Consider the following 16,921-nt stretch of genomic DNA (forward strand, 5'->3'; position numbering starts at 1 on the left):
TCTTGAAAATCATGAATATCCGTGTTCCATCATACGCGACACCTACAGCTCACGGTTAAATTTCACCGGACAACAATGGGTAGGGCCCACAAGTTTCAAGCGCTATTAGATGGGGATGTTTTTAGTTGAAAAGAAAAGCATATTATGCCTAAGCTGTCAGGTATTGCGTTCTTCGTTCCAGGTTTTGTAGTTTGTGGGGTTTCTTTCACTGTTTTGGAGATAATGATCGGGAATTGTTCTTAATGGCTCACAGATTTTCCAATGTGTACGCATATCATCGGGTAATTGTTGATATAAGGCAGTGCCTTTAGTTTTCCAGGCAATCATTTCATCTGTTACTTCTTTTATTTTTTTGGCCGGGTTGCCAACGATCAGGCTTCTTGATTCAAATTGTTCATCTGCTTTTAGCATGCTTAATGCACCAACAATGCATTCATCACCTAGCACCACATTATCCATGATAACGCTGTTCATGCCAATTAAGCAATTCTTGCCAATGGTTGCACCATGAATAATGGCGCCATGACCAATATGCGCCGCTTCTTTCAACAATACAGTAACACCGGGAAACATGTGTATGGTACAGTTTTCCTGCACATTGCATCCATCTTCAATGATGATCTGTCCCCAGTCGCCACGAATAGCTGCACCGGGTCCTACATAAACATTTTTTCCAATGATTACATTACCGGTAACTACGGCATTAGGATGAATGAAAGCGGTTTCATCCACAACAGGAATAAATTCTTTGAATTGACAGATCATATCAGTGTTTTGCCGGTTCTAAAGCAAGTGCCTTTAAAATGTGCCACCTGTTCATTTTTTTGGTTAGTGATGGTGATATGGTATAAGCCTGTACTTCTGCCATTATGAATTTCTTTTGCCTCTGCGGTTAACTGATCGCCCACCTGAACGGCTTTGGTAAAATTGATGGAAGTATCTAAAGCAACAGAAAGGTTGTTACGGTTATTACAGGCAAAGGCAAATGCGCTATCTGCTAATGAAAAAGCGATGCCGCCATGTACAATACCAAATCCATTGATCATTTCTTCACGAACTGTCATATTAATCTTACTATATCCTTCCTGAATATCAATTACAGTTATGCCCAGCCATTGTGAGAACTGGTCGTGCTTCATCATGTGATCTACTACCTGTTTAAAAGGATTATTCATTGTACTCATTTATTGTCCTTTGAATTTTGGTGCTCTTTTCTCGAGGAATGCAGCAACTCCTTCTCTAAAATCAGCGGTAGCCGCTGCTTTCTGCTGATAGTCGTCTTCCAGTGATAATTGTTCTTCCAGTGAATTGCTGGCAGAGTGGGTTAAGGCATGTTTGATATATCCCAATGCTTTGGTAGGCATTTGTGCAAGATTAGTAACAATTTGTTTGGATGATTCAATAAATAATTCATCTTCAAAAACCTGATAGATCATGCCCATTTTTTCAGCAGTATTTGCATTAATCTTATCGCCCAGCATCATTATGGCACTGGCTTTTTGCCATCCGATTAATCTTGGTAAAGTATACGTACCCCCACTATCTGGTATTAACCCAATTTTTGAAAATGCCTGAATAAATGATGCAGATTGTGCAGCTACCACAATATCGCAGGCAAGTGCAATATTAGCACCGGCTCCAGCAGCTACACCATTTACGGCAGCAACCACAGGCTTGGGCATATTTCGTAATCGTGTGATAATAGGATTATAATGTTCGCTCAAAATGCGTTGCATGCCCGGTCCATTAGGATCAACTACTTCTGCGAGATCCTGACCGGCACAAAATCCTTTGCCTGCTCCTGTCAGATAAACTGCTCTTACTTCATGGAGTGATGCACATTCATCTAGTTTTGATTGTAACAGTAAAGCCATTTCCCGATTGAAAGAATTGAGTTTGTCTGGCCTGTTAAGTGTTAGATAGGCAACACCTGCTTCGATATGAAATTCAATAGGAGCCATCGTTTTATTTTAAAGCTAAGCTACACCTATTTCATCTTTTTTCTTAATTTAAAGCATGCAACGACTATTTTTTCTGTTGGTGTTTTTGTGTTTCCAAATACTTAGGTTAGCTGCACAGGAGCATCGGCTAAAAAATAATTCCGATTCTATTGATGTGATCAGTTATCGGGAGAAACTGAATATTTCTACAGGGTTACAAACCAATAATCTGGAGTTTGTTGTTGCTTATCCTCAATCGAAACTAAGGTTTGAGATTACGCCCAGAAGAACCCTGCAACAATTTTTATTGTTTCAGTACAGATGGGTCAACTTTAGGTATTCTTTTACACCCGCTTACTTAAATCAGGAGAAATCTCAGATAAAAGGTGATAACAAGCGTAGTACATTCGATATGGAAATGGTATTGGGCGATTTGGATATTACCCTAACTTATCAAAAAGCAAAAGGCTATTATATTCAAAATACCAGTGAATTGATAAGTGGCTGGCGACCAGGTGATCCATATCTTCAACTTAATAATCTTACCACAAAAATTATTGGTGGATCTGTAGTGTATAACGTAAATAAAAAATTTTCTGATGTTGCAATGGTCTCGGGCAAATCTAAACAGGTTAAAAAAGCCTTCAGCCTGATACCTGCACTATCTGTTTATCAGATGTCACTAACAGATCCTACTATAGTTCCCACAGTAGGAGCTTCGTCAGATGATAAATACCTGGATATTAATTTTCGTGTTCCCTTAGCATTTGCGGTTGTTATTCGGAAAGACTGGTCATTAGCAGGCGCTGCAGGTCCGGTTATGGGTGTAAATTTCATTAATACCAATTCATACGATACCCAATTGATGAAAATCAGTAATAAAGATACCAGGGTATCAACCGGGTATTTTCTTCAGGGAGGTATTTCTTATACAAGGGAAACCTGGTATACAGGCTTTAATGGATATTTATACCAATATGGTTCAGGAGATGATGAGTCAAGAACCCGCAGACGTTTTTATGGATTGGAATTATATATCGGAAAAAGATTCTCTGCACCGGCATTACTCAGGAAAATACTTTAATGACATTTAAAGTAGTCAAAAGGTTCTTTGCAATCTTCACATTTATATAAAGCTTTACATGCAGTACTTCCGAATGGTGCTACAAGGGTAGTGTTCCAGGAATTACATTGCGGACATTGAATGGCTACTTCTTTTTGAAATGCATCTGGTGTACAAACGGATTGATTATGATTCGGTGGTGCAATTCCATAAGCTTTAAGTTTATTCTTTCCATCTTCACTCATCCAATCTGTAGTCCATGCAGGAGATAGTTGCTGTTTTATGGTGATTTCTTTATAACCTGCCTCTAATAATACAAGTCTGATATTCATACTAATTACATCCATTGCCGGGCAACCGCTATAGGTCGGGGTAATGGTAATGATGGGTTGAATAGAGCCATCTGGTAATATGGTAGATTGAACATCCCTTATAATACCCAGGTCGATAACAGACAAGACCGGAATTTCCGGATCGCTTACTGTTTGTAACAGTTGTAGCAATTCATTTTTAATATCGCTGTTATGTTGATGAATGATCGTCATAGTTATTTACCAGGTTGCTCCGGGATAAGCTCTTTGAAGAAACTGCATTTCAGCAAGTATATAGCCCAGGTATTCCGTATGAATACCTGTTTTTCCACCTTGTTGTGCCCATGATTTCTCCGGAGCTTCAATGGTAGCTTCTGCAAAAATCTCGGCTACTTTTTTCTCCCAGTTTTCTTTTACCAAGACAAGATCAACACCGATGTTTTGTTGAAGCATGTCTGTTTCAAAAGAAGCAGGTAGAAATAGTTCTCCTGTATAAGGCCATAATTCTTGCAGGGCATTAAGTAATCTCTCTTTGCTTTCTGCTGTACCATCTCCTAAACGAATAACCCATTCACTGCTCCATCGTAAATGATAGGTTACTTCTTTAAGCGATTTCTCCGCAATAGCAGCTAATGTTGTATCGCTGGATTTTTGCAGTTGTTGGTAATAATAATATTGGTACGCACTGAAAAAAAACTGTCTCAATGTTGTTTGTGCCCAGTCTCCATTCGGTAATTCTGCAATCAATACATTCTTAAATTCAGGAACATCACGCAGGTAGGCAAGACTATCTTCTGTAGCATCATTGCCAGTAAGTGATGCAGCGTATTGATAAAAATTTCTTGCCTGTCCAATAAAATCAAGGGCAATATTGGTAACGGCGATGTCCTGTTCAAGCACTGGTCCATGACCACACCATTCGCTGTTACGGTGACCAATGATTAATGCATTATCTGCAAGGTGAAGTGTAAAGTTGATCAGAGAATTGTTCATGATAATATTTCCTGCCTTTAGATATGTGTAAGCTCGTCTGGTAAATCGTAAAAAGTTGGGTGACGATAAGCTTTATCATTTGCCGGATCGTATAATGCTTCCGCATCATCCGGATTGCTGGCATGAATGTATTTGCTTTCAACCACCCAGATACTGATACCTTCCATTCTACGAGTATACACATCGCGGGCATTTTCAATGGCCATCTGAGCATCAACGGCATGTAAACTGCCTACATGTTTATGATCAAGTCCTTGCTTACTACGAATAAAAACTTCCCACAAAGGCCATTCATGTTGGTTTTTTCCAGAGGTCGAAATATCCGCCGCCCCATTTTTACCTTCACCGTAATCGCCGTAGTAATATTTATGGATGTATTGTTTCATTTTAGTTGGATAGAATTTCTAAATCAAAAATCAAAAATCAAAATTCAAAAATTAAACGCTCAGGCCCTTTTCTCTGCCAGCCTTTGTGCCCTCTTTTCTGCATGTGCTGATGCTGCTTCTCTTACCCATGCGCCTTCTTCCCAGGCTTTTTTTCTGGCGTCGAGTCTTTGTTTGTTGCAGGGTCCATTGCCTGCAATTACCTGCCAGAATTCATCCCAGTTAATAGCACCAAAATCATAATGGCCCCTTTCTTCATTCCATTTTAAATCAGGGTCAGGAATGGTTAGGTTGAGTATTTTAATTTGTTCGGCACAGATGTCTACAAACTTTTGACGTAATTCGTCGTTTGTAAATCTTTTGATTTTCCATTTCATGCTTTGAATGGTATTTGGACTCTCATCATCTTTTGGTCCAAACATCATAATGCTCGGCCACCACCAGCGGTTAATTGAATCCTGGGCCATTTTGCGTTGAGCTTCGTTACCTCTGCTCAGGGTTAGTAATATTTCAAAACCCTGACGCTGGTGAAAACTTTCTTCTTTACAAACACGCACCATTGCACGTGCATAAGGTCCATAACTGGTTCTGCAAAGAGGAACCTGGTTCATAATAGCAGCGCCGTCTACCAGCCACCCAATAGCACCCATATCTGCCCAACTTAATGTAGGATAGTTAAAGATGGAAGAATATTTTGCCTTACCAGTATGTAGCTGGTCATACATTTCATCGCGACTAATACCAAGGGTTTCTGCTGCGGAGTATAAATACAAACCATGACCTGCTTCATCCTGAACCTTCGCCAATAAGATGGCTTTTCTTCTAAGGTTTGGTGCACGGGTAATCCAGTTACCTTCTGGTAACATACCAATGATTTCACTGTGTGCATGTTGACTGATCTGCCTGATCAATGTTTGACGGTATTTTTCCGGCATCCAGTCTTTCGGCTCAATTCGGATCTCTTTATCGATCTTCTCCTGAAACATTTGCAACATGTCTTTTTCCATACCCATTATTTGAATCGTAAAAATACGAAAAGAATAGACTCCTGCTAACAAATGTTAGTATTCAAATTAATATTTTTTTGATCTTTTGTTAGTTTTCTGGCAGATTTTGTCGCTAACTGATTGATCCTGACCCTTGCTTGCTTACCTTTCCTGTATGAAAAAATTGGTTTTTTTAGTTGGAATTTTATTTCTGGCAATAGGAGTATTTGCACAAACTACAACTCCTTTTAGAAAGGAAATTGATGCTTTTTTAAAGGCAGACAGCACAGCTATGCCTGCAAAAAAGCAAATTCTGTTTGTCGGTAGCTCTTCATTTACTTTTTGGAAAGATGTAAAAGATTATTTTCCTACATACTCGATTCTTAACCGTGGATTTGGCGGGTCTTCACTTAAAGACCTTATTCGTTACGCTAACGATATCATCGTACCTTATTCACCTAAGCAAGTGGTCATCTATTGTGGTGAAAATGATATTGCAGATGCCTGGGGAAAAGTTACAGCAGATACTGTTCTTGCTCGTTTTAAAATATTGATGTCGATCATACGCAAACAACTTGGAAAGAAAATTCCCGTGGTATTTGTTTCAATAAAACCTAGTCCAAGCAGGTGGAAAATGGAAACTGAATTTGTAAGGGCTAACCAGTTGATTAAAACTTATTTACGTCGCGATAGAAAAGCGACATTCCTCGATGTGCATAGTGCCATGTTATTGACAGATGGTTCGGTAAATCCGGAACTGTTCATCAAAGACAACCTGCATATGAATGCAAAGGGTTATGCTATCTGGCAAAAGATTATTGAACCTGCTTTAATAAAATAATTCTTATTCATCCTGCTCCGGAATTGAATCTTGGGCAGGAAGAGTAAAAGGCAGAATTTATTTTGCATCGAAATCAACTACAATCTTTTCACTTCTTGGGTGCGACTGACAGGTAAGAATGAAACCTTGTTCAATTTCTTCTGGTTCAAGGCCATAATTCACTTCCATATCAACTTCACCTTCTATAAGTTTAGCCCTGCAGGTGCAGCAAACACCACCTTTACAGGCATAAGGCAAATCTGTGCCTTTTCTTAAAGCGGCATCTAATATGGCTGGACCATTTTTTTCCAGGTCAAAATCAAAACTGATTCCATCCAGCTTAACAGTGATCTTACTCTTTGGTTGGTCGCTGGTATTATTTTGCTGAACCGTTTTGTTTTTCAGTTCTTGTCCGGGAGAGGTGAATAATTCGAAATGAATTTTTTGTTTATCAACCTGTTTGTTTTCTAATTCCTTTTTTACACTAAAAATCATTTCTTCCGGCCCACATAAAAAGAAATCATCTGTACGGGTGATGTCTATTATTTTTTCAAACAGGGTATTGCATTTCACGGCGTCAATCCTACCTGTATTCAAATCGGTATCTGTTTGTTCTCTCGATAAAATATGTATCAACCTGAAGCGATCCATGTACTTATTCTTCAGCGCCTCAAGGGTTTCCCTGAAAATAATGGAATGCCTGTTTTGGTTGCCATATATCAAGGTAAACTGACTACCAGGCTCAGTTAGTAAAGTTGTTTTGATGATAGATAACAAGGGGGTTATACCACTGCCTGCTGCAAAACCAACATATTGTTTTTTGTTGCCTGGATTTAGGGGGACAAAAAATTTCCCCATTGGTGGCATTACATCAATAACGTCACCTTTTTTTAATTGCTCATTGGCATAAGTAGAAAAAACACCATTAGGTACTTTTTTTACGGCAACGCGGAGCTCATTATCTAAGGGACTGCTGCAAATAGAATAAGAACGCCTCACTTCCTCACCATCGATGGTTGTGCGGAGGGTGATATACTGTCCTTGTGTAAATTGAAACTGCTCTTTCAGGTGAAGCGGAATTTCAAAAGCGATAGAAACGCAATCACTTGTTTCCTTACGTATATCTTTTATACTAAGTTGTTCAAAATGTATCGACATGCCTGCTTATTGTGTTAATCCACCAACTAAAATGGTGACCATATTTTCTTCCAGTTCTTCGGCACTGATTTTTTGGGTTGATCTGTGCCAGCTCTCTATGCCACTGATAGCATGTAACATAATCAATACGGCTGTTGGAGCATCAATTTTTTTCACTTCATTATTGCGAATACCAGCTTCTATGATGGCGGCAAAACGTTTACGGTAAATGCGGCGCTGGTTTTGAAAATTTGATAAATAAGGATCTGCAAGGTGTTTCCACTCACGATCGCTTACATACACTTCCTCATAATGATGGATCATTTCATTGATATGAAAGCGCAATAATTTTTCAATTTTTTCAATGGCAGGAATTTTCTCGGCTTCGACCTCATCAATTTTTTGCAAAAAACGATTCGCTACACTGAAGCATAATTCATGTAGTAATTCGGTTTTTGATTTGATATGGTTATAGAGACTTGCAGCTTCAACACCAACGGCTTCTGCCAGGTCGCGCATGCTGGCGGCTTTAAATCCCTTTTCCCTGAAAAGAGAAGCAGCCTTCGTTACAATCACGTCTTTGCGTGAAATGTTCTTGTCTGTCTTTATTCTTGCCATGTTACGAAGATAAACCACTAACGCGTGTTAGCCAAAAAATGATTTCGGTTATTATTATTTGTTAGTTTTTAGGCTAATTGGCTGATATTCTTCCCATAGTCATTAAATAGGGTATTGGATACTAGTAAATACCCGTCAAATGCCCTAGTTTCGCACCCCGGTAACAAAAAATTATTTATGTCTTTAGTAGTTGTCGGTTCCATGGCTTTTGATGCCATCGAAACACCTTTCGGTAAAAGTGATAAAATCATTGGCGGTGCAGGAACATATATAGCCTGGTGCGCTTCGAACTTTACCCCAGTTAAGCAAATCTCAGTAGTTGGTGGCGATTTCCCTCAGGAAGAGCTTGATATGCTCACTGCCCGCGGAGTTGACTTATCTGGTGTTCAGATTAAGAAGGATGAAAAAACATTTTTCTGGAGTGGTCGCTATCATATGGACATGAATTCTCGTGATACACTGGAGACTCAGTTAAACGTATTAGAGAACTTTGAGCCCGTGGTACCGGAAAGCTTTCAGGATTGTGAGTTCCTGATGCTCGGTAACCTTGTACCTGCTGTGCAGAGAAGTGTTATTGAGCAGCTTAAGAAGCGCCCAAAGCTCATCGTAATGGATACCATGAATTTCTGGATGGAAATTATGATGGATGAGCTGAAGAAAACACTAGCTATGGTGGATTTGCTGATGGTAAACGATAGCGAAGCCCGTCAGTTGAGTGGTGAATATTCATTGGTAAAAGCCGCCGCAGCCATTATGAAAATGGGCCCTAAATACCTTATCATCAAAAAGGGCGAACACGGCGCATTGCTTTTCCATGAGAATAAAGTATTCTTTGCCCCAGCTTTACCATTAGAAGAAGTATTTGACCCTACAGGTGCTGGCGACACATTTGCCGGAGGTTTTATTGGTCATATTGCCCGTACTAAAGACATTTCTTTTGAAAATATGAAGACAGCTATCATTGTGGGTAGTGCCATGGCTTCTTATTGCGTTGAAAAATTTGGTACCCAGCGTTTAAGAGAAATCAATAAAGAAGATATCAGCACCCGGATTGATGAGTTTGTACAACTGGTGAACTTCGATATTGATTTGGTGGGATAGGATATGGTCCATCGACCATAGACCCAAAATTATTTTGGAAGCAAAACAAAACGCATCTATTTTCGCAGCGTAATGATGACAATGAAACATACAAAACGTATTAAGAAACCTCTCTGACCGGGAAGTGCCTAATCGTTTGTGTATGATCAAGAATATACTCAGAGGCCTTCCCGAAACGGAGGGCCTTTTTGTTAACAACCATAACTGAACAAACAATCTAAACAAAAACAAACAAAACCATGAAAGTAGCAGTAGTAGGTGCCACGGGTTTGGTAGGTACCAAAATGTTGGAAGTACTCGCAGAGCGTAATTTTCCTGTTACGGAACTTGTTCCGGTAGCTTCTGAAAGATCAGTAGGTAAGGAAGTAAGTTTTAAAGGAAAACAGTACAAGATCGTGAGCATGGCAGACGGTATTGCGGCTAAACCTGCTGTTGCTATTTTTTCTGCAGGTGGAAGCACTTCCCTGGAATGGGCACCAAAATTTGCAGAAGCCGGTATTCGTGTAATCGATAATTCTTCTGCCTGGAGAATGGATCCAACCAAAAAACTGGTTGTTCCTGAAGTAAATGCTGATGTGCTTACCAAAGATGATTTTATCATTGCAAATCCTAACTGCTCCACTATTCAAATGGTAGTAGCATTACAACCTTTGCATAAGCGTTATGGTATTAAACGTGTGGTGGTTAGCACATACCAAAGTGTAACAGGTACTGGTAAAAAAGCTGTGGATCAGTTATTCAATGAAAGAAAAGGAGTAGAAGGTGAGATGGCCTATAAATACCAGATCGACCTGAACGTCATTCCGCAAATCGATGTATTTCTCGATAATGGTTATACCAAAGAAGAAATGAAGATGGTGAACGAGACCAAAAAAATTATGCAGGATGATAGCATTCGTGTTACTGCCACTACTGTTAGAATACCTGTAGTAGGTGGACATAGCGAAAGCGTAAACATTGAATTCGCCAATGATTTTGACCTGAATGAAGTTCGGTCAATACTAGCTGCTGCACCAGGTGTAATTGTGCAAGACGATATTGCCAATCAGCAATACCCAATGCCATTGTGGGCACACGAAAAAGATGAAGTATTTGTAGGACGTTTAAGAAGAGACGATACACAGCCGAATACACTGAATATGTGGATTGTAAGTGATAACCTTCGTAAAGGTGCTGCTACTAATGCGGTGCAGATAGCTGAATATTTATCTTCAAAAGAACTATTATAATTTTATTGCCACAGATTCACAGATTGGTAAAAATAAATCTGTGAATCTGTGGCTAAAATTTATTCCTCAATAGCCCTATTCAAAAACATTATTAAAGGCTGTAAAGTTTCAAAAGCAGTAATAATGTCTTTAGCGAGTGTAGTAGAAGTTAGTTGTGCATCAGTAAAAGAAGTAGTTGCCACCCAACTCTTAAGTTTGATGTACTCAATTGCAGGATTATCTTTTTCATATCCCTTTGGTTCTCTGGTCAACACCATTCCGGTTTCTCTTTGTAAACTACCGTATTGAGAAAGGAATTTCTTCTGGTGAATAATCTTGTTGAACTCATCCCAGTTATAATCAATTTCCTGTCTCACTTTTTTAATTACATCTGCTTCTGGCATCCATAATCCGCCAGCTGCAAAGCTTTTGCCGCCTGGTTCAAGGTGAAAATAATATCCGGAAAACAGTGATTTCTTTCCGTCGCGACTTAAATACATTCCCATATTGGTTTTATATGGGTCCTTATTCTTGCTAAAACGAACATCTCTGTTAATCCGGAAAACACATTCTTTGGCGGTCAGCGGAGCAATGAAAGGATCTTTTTTACCCAGGCCCTTAATTACTTCTGTAACCAATGCAGCATAATCTGCCTTGGCAGCTTCAAAGGGCTTTCTATTTTCATCAAACCATGCTTTATGGTTGTTTTTCTTTAGATTCTTTAGAAAAGAAAGGGTGCTGTTCTGTAACATACTTTTATTGTGTTGCAATTAATTCCAGAAATTCTGCTTCTGTAATGATTTTGATGGTATTGATCTTTTTTGCCTTTTCCAGTTTGCTGCCAGCGTCTTCTCCAACAACCAGGTAGTTTAGCTTATTACTAACCCCACTAACAATTTGTCCGCCATGTTGTTCTGCCAGCGCCTCTGCCTCACTTCTTTTCATCTGACTAAGGGTTCCTGTAAACAGGAAAGTTTGCCCCAATAAATTTCCAGCAGTAATTTTTTCTTTCTTTTTGTTTTTCAGTTCAAGTCCTAGCGACTCCAACTGCTCCAGCATGTGTATGTTTTGCTCATTGCTGAAAAACTGGTGAATACTTTTAGCAACTTTTGTACCTACGTCTTCCAGTTGTTGTAGATCTTCTTCAGTTTTTGTTTTAAAATCGAGCAGGTGCTCCACAGCATTGGCAAGTGTTTTTGCAGTTGTTTCTCCAACAAAACGAATTCCGAGTCCATATACCAACCGATGTAAAGGTTGTTGCTTAGATGCCTCAATGGCTGCTTTTAAGTTATCAAGGCTTTTCTTTCCAAAGCCTTCTAACTGACCAATCTTTTCAAAATCGAGTGTGTAAATGCCGGGAATATCTTTCAGTAATCCAAGTTCATAAAACTTGCGCACATTAGCTTCTCCAAAGCTTTTGATATCCATGGCATCTTTGCTTACAAAATGGATCATCTTTTCTACTACCTGCGCTTCGCATTCAATATTAATGCATCGCCATACCGCTTCTGTTTCTTCTTTGAATAACTCGCTGTTACAAACAGGGCATTGTTTCGGAAATTGAATATTTTGTTCTGATCCATCCCTTAATTCAGCTTGTGATTTTACGATCTGGGGAATTACATCACCTGCCCGTTCAATCAATACCGTATCACCGATTTTCAGGTCTTTTTCTTTGATATAATCCTCATTATGGATTGAAATGCTACTAACGGTAACGCCTCCAAGGTATACCGGATCGAGCTTGGCAACAGGAGTAACGGCACCGGTTCTTCCAACCTGAAATTCAACTCCGCGCAATTTTGTGGTAGCTTGTCTGGCTTTGAATTTATACGCAATGGCCCATCGCGGGTGGTGGGAAGTCATACCCATCTCTTCCTGCAAATGCAGGTCATTTACCTTCACTACCATACCATCTATTTCATATGGAAGGTTATCTCTTCCTGCTTCAAACGACTGGCAATACTCAATTACACCGCTAATACCTTTAACGACTCTTTTTTCTTTCTCTGGCGAACGAAAGCCCAATTGCCATAATAAAGAAAGATTACCACTGTGTGTCTCTAATAATTCTTCGGACTTCCCGACTTCCGGACTTCCCGGCTTTTTTGTATAAAAGCTAATATGGTATAAAAAAGCATCTAATGCTCTTTCAGCTACATCTTTGGGATCTTTCATCCTCAGACTTCCCGATGCTGCGTTTCTCGGGTTAGCAAGAGGGGGAAGGTTTCTGCTGGCCTGCAACTGATTGTATTGTTCAAATGCATTTTTGCTCATGATTACTTCACCCCTTATTTCAACCTGTTGAATACCAACTGATGAGAATGAAGCCGATAAGGGGATTGATCGTATTTGTTTGATATTCTTTGTTATTTCTTCCCCTTCAACTCCATCGCCACGGGTTGCGGCCCGAATCAGTTGATCATTTTCATAAATGAGTGAAATACTTGCACCATCAAATTTTGGTTCTATGCAGTATGCTATTTCTTCCAATCCGGTAATTTCCCTGGCTTTTCTGTCGAAATCTATCAGATCTTCAGCATTGTAACTATTGTCAAGGCTCAACATTGGCACCAGATGACTAACTGTTGTAAACTGGTTATTCAGACTATTGCCAACCCGCTGAGTTGGGGAATCGGGGGTAATAAGAGCAGGGTTTGTTTCTTCTGCCTTTACAAGGCTTTTATACAGTTTATCGTATTCCTGATCGGCAATCAGAGGGTCATTGAGTACATAATACCTGTATTCATGAAACTGAAGCACCTGTTTTAATAAACTAATATCAAAGGCATTTTCCTGTTGTATATTTTTTAATAAGTCTTGCGTTTGCAGTTGTAATTGTCTAATAGAATCAGGAGAATACATGGTTTAAATTTTCGGGATAAAGTTAATTGCTAATTGGGTTCCATTGTTGTCCGTGGAAATTTAACCGCTAGCTGTAAGGGTCTCGTATGATGGAACACAGATATTCATGATTTTCAAGATTTATCATGATAGATCTTGAAAATCATGAATATCTGTGTTCAATTAATAGCAGATAGTGCATTTACGGCAACCAAATATTACTTTAAGCAACTGACTTTAAGTTTTCTCCCCCCTCATTTTTTCCATTAATAGCAGAAAGTCTATAATAAGCACCCATCAAGGCTTGTAGCTTGCGGCTTGAAGCCAATTTCCCCCAGATTGATTTATGAACCGGTACAGGCTATTTGTAAACTTTGTATCTTGCCGCACCCTTATTTCGCTGAAAACCGATGTACCCCCAATGAAGAAATCAAGCACAGTAATGGCTTCAAATACTCATATCGTAAAAGATCCTGCTAAGCTGGTAGAAACCTATCCTAAAGTACCGCTTACGGTTGATTGTGTGATTTTTGGTTTTGAAGAAAATAAGCTGAAGGTATTACTTATTAAAAGTGACCTGGAAATCTATAAAGGACAGTATTCTTTATTGGGTGATATTGTGCAGGATAATGAAGAACTGGATGAAGCAGCTTACCGTGTGCTGAAACAAAGAACAGGCATGAGCGATGTCTTTCTTGAACAGGTAAAAGTTTTTGGAAGTCCCGGAAGGCACCCAGGTGGGAGGGTAGTTACTATTGCATATTGTTCTTTATTAAATATCAACCATCATGAGTTAATCATTCATGATAATGACCTTGACTGGTATAGTTTAGATGCCATTAAAGAAATGGCTTTCGATCATAAACGTATAGTGGATGAATGTCATACATGGCTGCAAAAAAGAATCCAGGAGCACCCGCTCGGATTCAACCTTCTTCCAGAAAAGTTCTCATTACGTGAACTGCAAAACTTATATGAAGCCATTTTAGGTGTTAGTCTTGATAGAAGAAATTTCAGAAAGAAATTTGCTTCAATGGATCTCTTAATTGATATCAATGAAATGGAACAGGACGTTCCCCATCGTCCAGGCAAGCTTTACAAATTCAATTTCGAAAAATATGCCCGGAGCAAACGCAAATGGGTTGGAATTGATTTTTAATTAGTTAGCGATTTATTGTTATAGAGAATTCCTTTTTTTTTAAACACTTTCTATAAGTGTCGTTTTCTTACGACATCATTGGCCTTCTTGTAACTACCTGAAACTACAGCATTCTCTATATGAGAGGGAGTTCACGCTTTCTACTTTTACCTCGGTAATAATTCAATACCTGAATTGTTATTCCCCCCGTTTTTACTTTTTAATTCCAATATCTATTTACAATGTAACCAAACCATTGTGTGGGGTTCGTTGTGCCATGAAATTGGAAGACTATGAAAAAGTTACCACACCATTTACTGTTAATTACCTGCATGTTTGTTACGCCATTTCTTTTCTGTAAGAAGCAGGTAGATTATGCAAAATTAGTTGAGCATAATCATCTCCCTTCATTGTCTTTGAATGTGTCAAGTTCTAACATTGCACTTTATCAGGCCAATGCCAATCAAAATGCTATTCGGTTCGATTGGGGTTATCGAGGTGAAAATGTTACGGACGCAGTATATTATGTGCTGGAATTCTCACTAAAACAAGATCAGTTTGCTTTTCCTGTTGAATTACCCGTTGGTAATAGTATGTCTGTTACATTGGCGGTGGAACAATTGAATGAACTATTGCTTAGAATGATAGAGCCTGGTGATGCAGATGATATTGCCGTTCGGATAAAATATATGCGCCAGGTTTCCTACAATCAAAAAGTAGCAAGTAATGAGGAAATATTTTATTCTGATCAGATCTTATTGAAAGTAACTACATATCGGCCAATCATAACTTATGCTTCACCCAATTTCCTTACACTACCTGGAAACTATCAATCGTGGAACCCTCTCCTTGCCCCAAAAATTGTTTCAAAACCAGGCATGAACGAGTTTGAAGGATATGTTTATTTCCCGATTGAGTACCCCCAGTTTTTATTCGTAAGCGGAAACCTATGGTCCGATTTTGTATTTGGTCATATAGGACACAATATGTTTGGTGTAAATGGAACTTCGTTGTCTATTTTCGGAGGTAAAGGAACCTATTTAATTCGGGCAAGCAGAAATACCAATACATGGTCTTATACCAAGGTTTATTCATGGGGATTAAATGGCTCTGCTGTACCATCTAATGGGGAACAGGATCCCGAACTAACGCAAGATCCTACGAACAGGTGTATCTGGACGCTGAATATCAATCTGGCAGAAGGTGATTTGTTTTTCCGAGCCAATAATAACAATGATATAAAAATGGGGAATCTTTGGCCGGGAACAGATCATATCCCAGACTATAATAGCGATCCCATACATATCGGTAAAGCTGGTAATTATACGATTGAATTAGACCTCTCATTTCCGGGTAATTATATGTTTCATGTCCATCGAAACCTTAAATAACTTCATTCCTGTTGGTGCCAGCTTTATCTGGCGTAGTTTTTCAATCATTTCAACTACTTTTACCACCCAACAGAACCGCTATGCTATATTCAATGACAGGTTATGGACGATCAGAGCAAACCATTGGTGATAAAACCTATTTGGTAGAAGTTCGTTCACTCAATGGAAAACAATTCGATTTACGTTTAAATGTGCCCGCACTTTTAAAACCATTTGAATTTGATATCCGCAACTTATTGAATGAAGGTCTTCAACGTGGAAGTGTTGAATGTATCATCACCATCAAACAAAACGGAGCCAATAAACCGGTTTCTATTAACAAGGATCTGGCAAAAGCTTATTACCAACCAGTAGCAGAACTTGCAGACGAATTGCAGTTACAAAAAGGAGATATCCTGAGTACAATCCTGAAATTGCCAGATGTAATTACCCCTTCCACAGAAATGTTAAGTGATGAGGAATGGAAAGGATTTGAACAGGTTCTAAAACAAGCAATAGCCGCATTAAATGCACATCGTAAAGATGAAGGAATTTCTTTAGAAGCAGATTTGCTGTTGCGTCTGAATAATATTGAAGCACATCAGAAAACCATTACAGAACTTGAACCCCTTCGCAGAACGAAAATAAAAGAAGGTATCGTAAAAGTACTTGAAGACAATGTAGGCAAAGAGAATTACGATCCAAACAGAATGGAGCAGGAACTAATCTATTATATCGAGAAAATTGATATCAGTGAAGAGCAGGTTCGTCTAAAAAACCATTGCGATTATTTCCGCGCTATATTGGCAGATAAAGAAGCCGGCAAGGGGAAAAAGCTTTCCTTTATTTTACAGGAATTTGGCCGTGAAATCAATACTATGGGCTCAAAAGCTTATGACTCGCAAATTCAGCAAACGGTAATTTTGATGAAAGATGAGCTTGAAAAAGCAAAAGAACAAATATTGAATGTGTTATAATAATATGCTAACCGGTATTATTCACCCATAAT

18 protein-coding genes are annotated in these 16,921 nt (G+C 39.0%); 7 read left to right on the forward strand and 11 right to left on the reverse strand.

Annotated elements, in window-relative coordinates; all coding sequences use genetic code 11:
* Positions 1–156: 156 nt before the first annotated feature.
* From ACH30E_RS04310 to ACH30E_RS04320, 3 genes are read right to left on the reverse strand one after another with little or no spacing between them, the layout of a single operon-like run.
* Positions 157–765 carry an acyltransferase gene (locus tag ACH30E_RS04310; protein WP_490823800.1) on the reverse strand — a complete coding sequence of 203 codons (609 nt, stop codon included), beginning with the start codon at positions 763–765 and terminating at the stop codon, positions 157–159.
* Positions 762–1,184, reverse strand: a complete 423-nt coding sequence (gene paaI / locus ACH30E_RS04315; RefSeq protein ID WP_490847326.1) for a hydroxyphenylacetyl-CoA thioesterase PaaI — start codon at positions 1,182–1,184, stop codon at positions 762–764. Before paaI ends, ACH30E_RS04310 begins: the two co-directional genes overlap by 4 nt.
* On the reverse strand, positions 1,185–1,961 hold the full coding sequence (locus tag ACH30E_RS04320) for an enoyl-CoA hydratase-related protein (RefSeq protein WP_490823802.1): 777 nt from the start codon (positions 1,959–1,961) through the stop codon (positions 1,185–1,187).
* A gap of 55 nt (positions 1,962–2,016) precedes the next feature.
* On the opposite strand from ACH30E_RS04320, the gene ACH30E_RS04325 reads away from it, so the two are divergent.
* Positions 2,017–3,024 carry a DUF4421 family protein gene (locus ACH30E_RS04325; RefSeq protein ID WP_490823804.1) on the forward strand — a complete coding sequence of 336 codons (1,008 nt, stop codon included), beginning with the start codon at positions 2,017–2,019 and terminating at the stop codon, positions 3,022–3,024.
* On the opposite strand, the gene paaD is transcribed toward ACH30E_RS04325, so the two are convergent.
* From paaD to paaA, 4 genes are read right to left on the reverse strand one after another with little or no spacing between them, the layout of a single operon-like run.
* On the reverse strand, positions 3,021–3,548 hold the full coding sequence (paaD, locus tag ACH30E_RS04330) for a 1,2-phenylacetyl-CoA epoxidase subunit PaaD (protein ID WP_490823805.1): 528 nt from the start codon (positions 3,546–3,548) through the stop codon (positions 3,021–3,023). The genes ACH30E_RS04325 and paaD overlap by 4 nt on opposite strands.
* Positions 3,549–3,554: 6 nt before the next feature.
* Complete coding sequence (paaC, locus tag ACH30E_RS04335; protein ID WP_294990928.1) at positions 3,555–4,307, reverse strand: 1,2-phenylacetyl-CoA epoxidase subunit PaaC; 753 nt, start codon at positions 4,305–4,307, stop codon at positions 3,555–3,557.
* Between the two features lie 17 nt (positions 4,308–4,324).
* Positions 4,325–4,693 carry a 1,2-phenylacetyl-CoA epoxidase subunit PaaB gene (paaB, locus tag ACH30E_RS04340; protein WP_366517218.1) on the reverse strand — a complete coding sequence of 123 codons (369 nt, stop codon included), beginning with the start codon at positions 4,691–4,693 and terminating at the stop codon, positions 4,325–4,327.
* A 59-nt stretch (positions 4,694–4,752) separates the two neighbouring features.
* Positions 4,753–5,697: a 1,2-phenylacetyl-CoA epoxidase subunit PaaA gene (paaA, locus tag ACH30E_RS04345; RefSeq protein ID WP_490823808.1), complete on the reverse strand. Its 945-nt coding sequence runs from the start codon at positions 5,695–5,697 to the stop codon at positions 4,753–4,755.
* Positions 5,698–5,851: 154 nt separating this feature from the next.
* Between paaA and ACH30E_RS04350 the strand changes: the two genes are divergently transcribed.
* Positions 5,852–6,517 (forward strand): GDSL-type esterase/lipase family protein, encoded by a 666-nt coding sequence (locus tag ACH30E_RS04350; protein ID WP_490823809.1) that lies wholly within the window; start codon positions 5,852–5,854, stop codon positions 6,515–6,517.
* 57 nt (positions 6,518–6,574) lie between these two features.
* Here ACH30E_RS04350 and paaE read toward each other — a convergent pair whose 3' ends face one another.
* On the reverse strand, positions 6,575–7,654 hold the full coding sequence (paaE, locus tag ACH30E_RS04355) for a 1,2-phenylacetyl-CoA epoxidase subunit PaaE (protein WP_490823811.1): 1,080 nt from the start codon (positions 7,652–7,654) through the stop codon (positions 6,575–6,577).
* Positions 7,655–7,660: 6 nt separating this feature from the next.
* Positions 7,661–8,251: a TetR/AcrR family transcriptional regulator gene (locus ACH30E_RS04360; protein WP_294990940.1), complete on the reverse strand. Its 591-nt coding sequence runs from the start codon at positions 8,249–8,251 to the stop codon at positions 7,661–7,663.
* 177 nt (positions 8,252–8,428) lie between these two features.
* Here ACH30E_RS04360 and ACH30E_RS04365 point away from each other — a divergent pair, with 177 nt between their 5' ends.
* Both ACH30E_RS04365 and ACH30E_RS04370 read left to right on the forward strand, forming a co-directional pair.
* Positions 8,429–9,352, forward strand: coding sequence for a PfkB family carbohydrate kinase (locus ACH30E_RS04365; RefSeq protein WP_294990942.1), 924 nt, complete (start codon positions 8,429–8,431; stop codon positions 9,350–9,352).
* 239 nt (positions 9,353–9,591) lie between these two features.
* Positions 9,592–10,581 carry an aspartate-semialdehyde dehydrogenase gene (locus ACH30E_RS04370; protein ID WP_490823813.1) on the forward strand — a complete coding sequence of 330 codons (990 nt, stop codon included), beginning with the start codon at positions 9,592–9,594 and terminating at the stop codon, positions 10,579–10,581.
* Positions 10,582–10,640: 59 nt separating this feature from the next.
* Here the strand turns inward: ACH30E_RS04370 and ACH30E_RS04375 are convergent, their stop codons facing one another.
* Positions 10,641–11,312 carry a DUF2461 domain-containing protein gene (locus tag ACH30E_RS04375; protein ID WP_490823815.1) on the reverse strand — a complete coding sequence of 224 codons (672 nt, stop codon included), beginning with the start codon at positions 11,310–11,312 and terminating at the stop codon, positions 10,641–10,643.
* Positions 11,313–11,316: 4 nt separating this feature from the next.
* Complete coding sequence (ligA, locus tag ACH30E_RS04380; protein WP_294990951.1) at positions 11,317–13,425, reverse strand: NAD-dependent DNA ligase LigA; 2,109 nt, start codon at positions 13,423–13,425, stop codon at positions 11,317–11,319.
* A 400-nt stretch (positions 13,426–13,825) separates the two neighbouring features.
* Here ligA and ACH30E_RS04385 point away from each other — a divergent pair, with 400 nt between their 5' ends.
* From ACH30E_RS04385 to ACH30E_RS04395, 3 genes are all read left to right on the forward strand, one after another.
* Entirely contained in the window at positions 13,826–14,563 is a 738-nt protein-coding gene (locus ACH30E_RS04385) for an NUDIX hydrolase (protein WP_294990955.1), read from the forward strand.
* A 272-nt stretch (positions 14,564–14,835) separates the two neighbouring features.
* Positions 14,836–15,933 (forward strand): SusE domain-containing protein, encoded by a 1,098-nt coding sequence (locus ACH30E_RS04390; protein WP_490823817.1) that lies wholly within the window; start codon positions 14,836–14,838, stop codon positions 15,931–15,933.
* Positions 15,934–16,013: 80 nt separating this feature from the next.
* Positions 16,014–16,889 carry a YicC/YloC family endoribonuclease gene (locus tag ACH30E_RS04395; protein WP_294990961.1) on the forward strand — a complete coding sequence of 292 codons (876 nt, stop codon included), beginning with the start codon at positions 16,014–16,016 and terminating at the stop codon, positions 16,887–16,889.
* Positions 16,890–16,921 lie beyond the last annotated feature (32 nt).

The sequence above is a fragment of the Sediminibacterium sp. FW305-C-61 genome (assembly GCF_058231065.1).

Coding starts and splice junctions, on each gene's coding strand:
- ACH30E_RS04375 (WP_490823815.1), bottom strand. CDS start 11,312: ATGTTACAGAACAGCACCCTTTCTTTTCTAAAGAATCTAAAGAAAAAC.
- paaC (WP_294990928.1), bottom strand. CDS start 4,307: ATGAACAATTCTCTGATCAACTTTACACTTCACCTTGCAGATAATGCA.
- ACH30E_RS04360 (WP_294990940.1), bottom strand. CDS start 8,251: ATGGCAAGAATAAAGACAGACAAGAACATTTCACGCAAAGACGTGATT.
- ligA (WP_294990951.1), bottom strand. CDS start 13,425: ATGTATTCTCCTGATTCTATTAGACAATTACAACTGCAAACGCAAGAC.
- paaE (WP_490823811.1), bottom strand. CDS start 7,654: ATGTCGATACATTTTGAACAACTTAGTATAAAAGATATACGTAAGGAA.
- paaA (WP_490823808.1), bottom strand. CDS start 5,697: ATGGAAAAAGACATGTTGCAAATGTTTCAGGAGAAGATCGATAAAGAG.
- paaD (WP_490823805.1), bottom strand. CDS start 3,548: ATGACGATCATTCATCAACATAACAGCGATATTAAAAATGAATTGCTA.
- ACH30E_RS04395 (WP_294990961.1), top strand. CDS start 16,014: ATGCTATATTCAATGACAGGTTATGGACGATCAGAGCAAACCATTGGT.
- ACH30E_RS04320 (WP_490823802.1), bottom strand. CDS start 1,961: ATGGCTCCTATTGAATTTCATATCGAAGCAGGTGTTGCCTATCTAACA.
- ACH30E_RS04370 (WP_490823813.1), top strand. CDS start 9,592: ATGAAAGTAGCAGTAGTAGGTGCCACGGGTTTGGTAGGTACCAAAATG.
- ACH30E_RS04350 (WP_490823809.1), top strand. CDS start 5,852: ATGAAAAAATTGGTTTTTTTAGTTGGAATTTTATTTCTGGCAATAGGA.
- ACH30E_RS04325 (WP_490823804.1), top strand. CDS start 2,017: ATGCAACGACTATTTTTTCTGTTGGTGTTTTTGTGTTTCCAAATACTT.
- ACH30E_RS04390 (WP_490823817.1), top strand. CDS start 14,836: ATGAAAAAGTTACCACACCATTTACTGTTAATTACCTGCATGTTTGTT.
- ACH30E_RS04365 (WP_294990942.1), top strand. CDS start 8,429: ATGTCTTTAGTAGTTGTCGGTTCCATGGCTTTTGATGCCATCGAAACA.
- ACH30E_RS04385 (WP_294990955.1), top strand. CDS start 13,826: ATGAAGAAATCAAGCACAGTAATGGCTTCAAATACTCATATCGTAAAA.
- ACH30E_RS04310 (WP_490823800.1), bottom strand. CDS start 765: ATGATCTGTCAATTCAAAGAATTTATTCCTGTTGTGGATGAAACCGCT.
- paaI (WP_490847326.1), bottom strand. CDS start 1,184: ATGAGTACAATGAATAATCCTTTTAAACAGGTAGTAGATCACATGATG.
- paaB (WP_366517218.1), bottom strand. CDS start 4,693: ATGAAACAATACATCCATAAATATTACTACGGCGATTACGGTGAAGGT.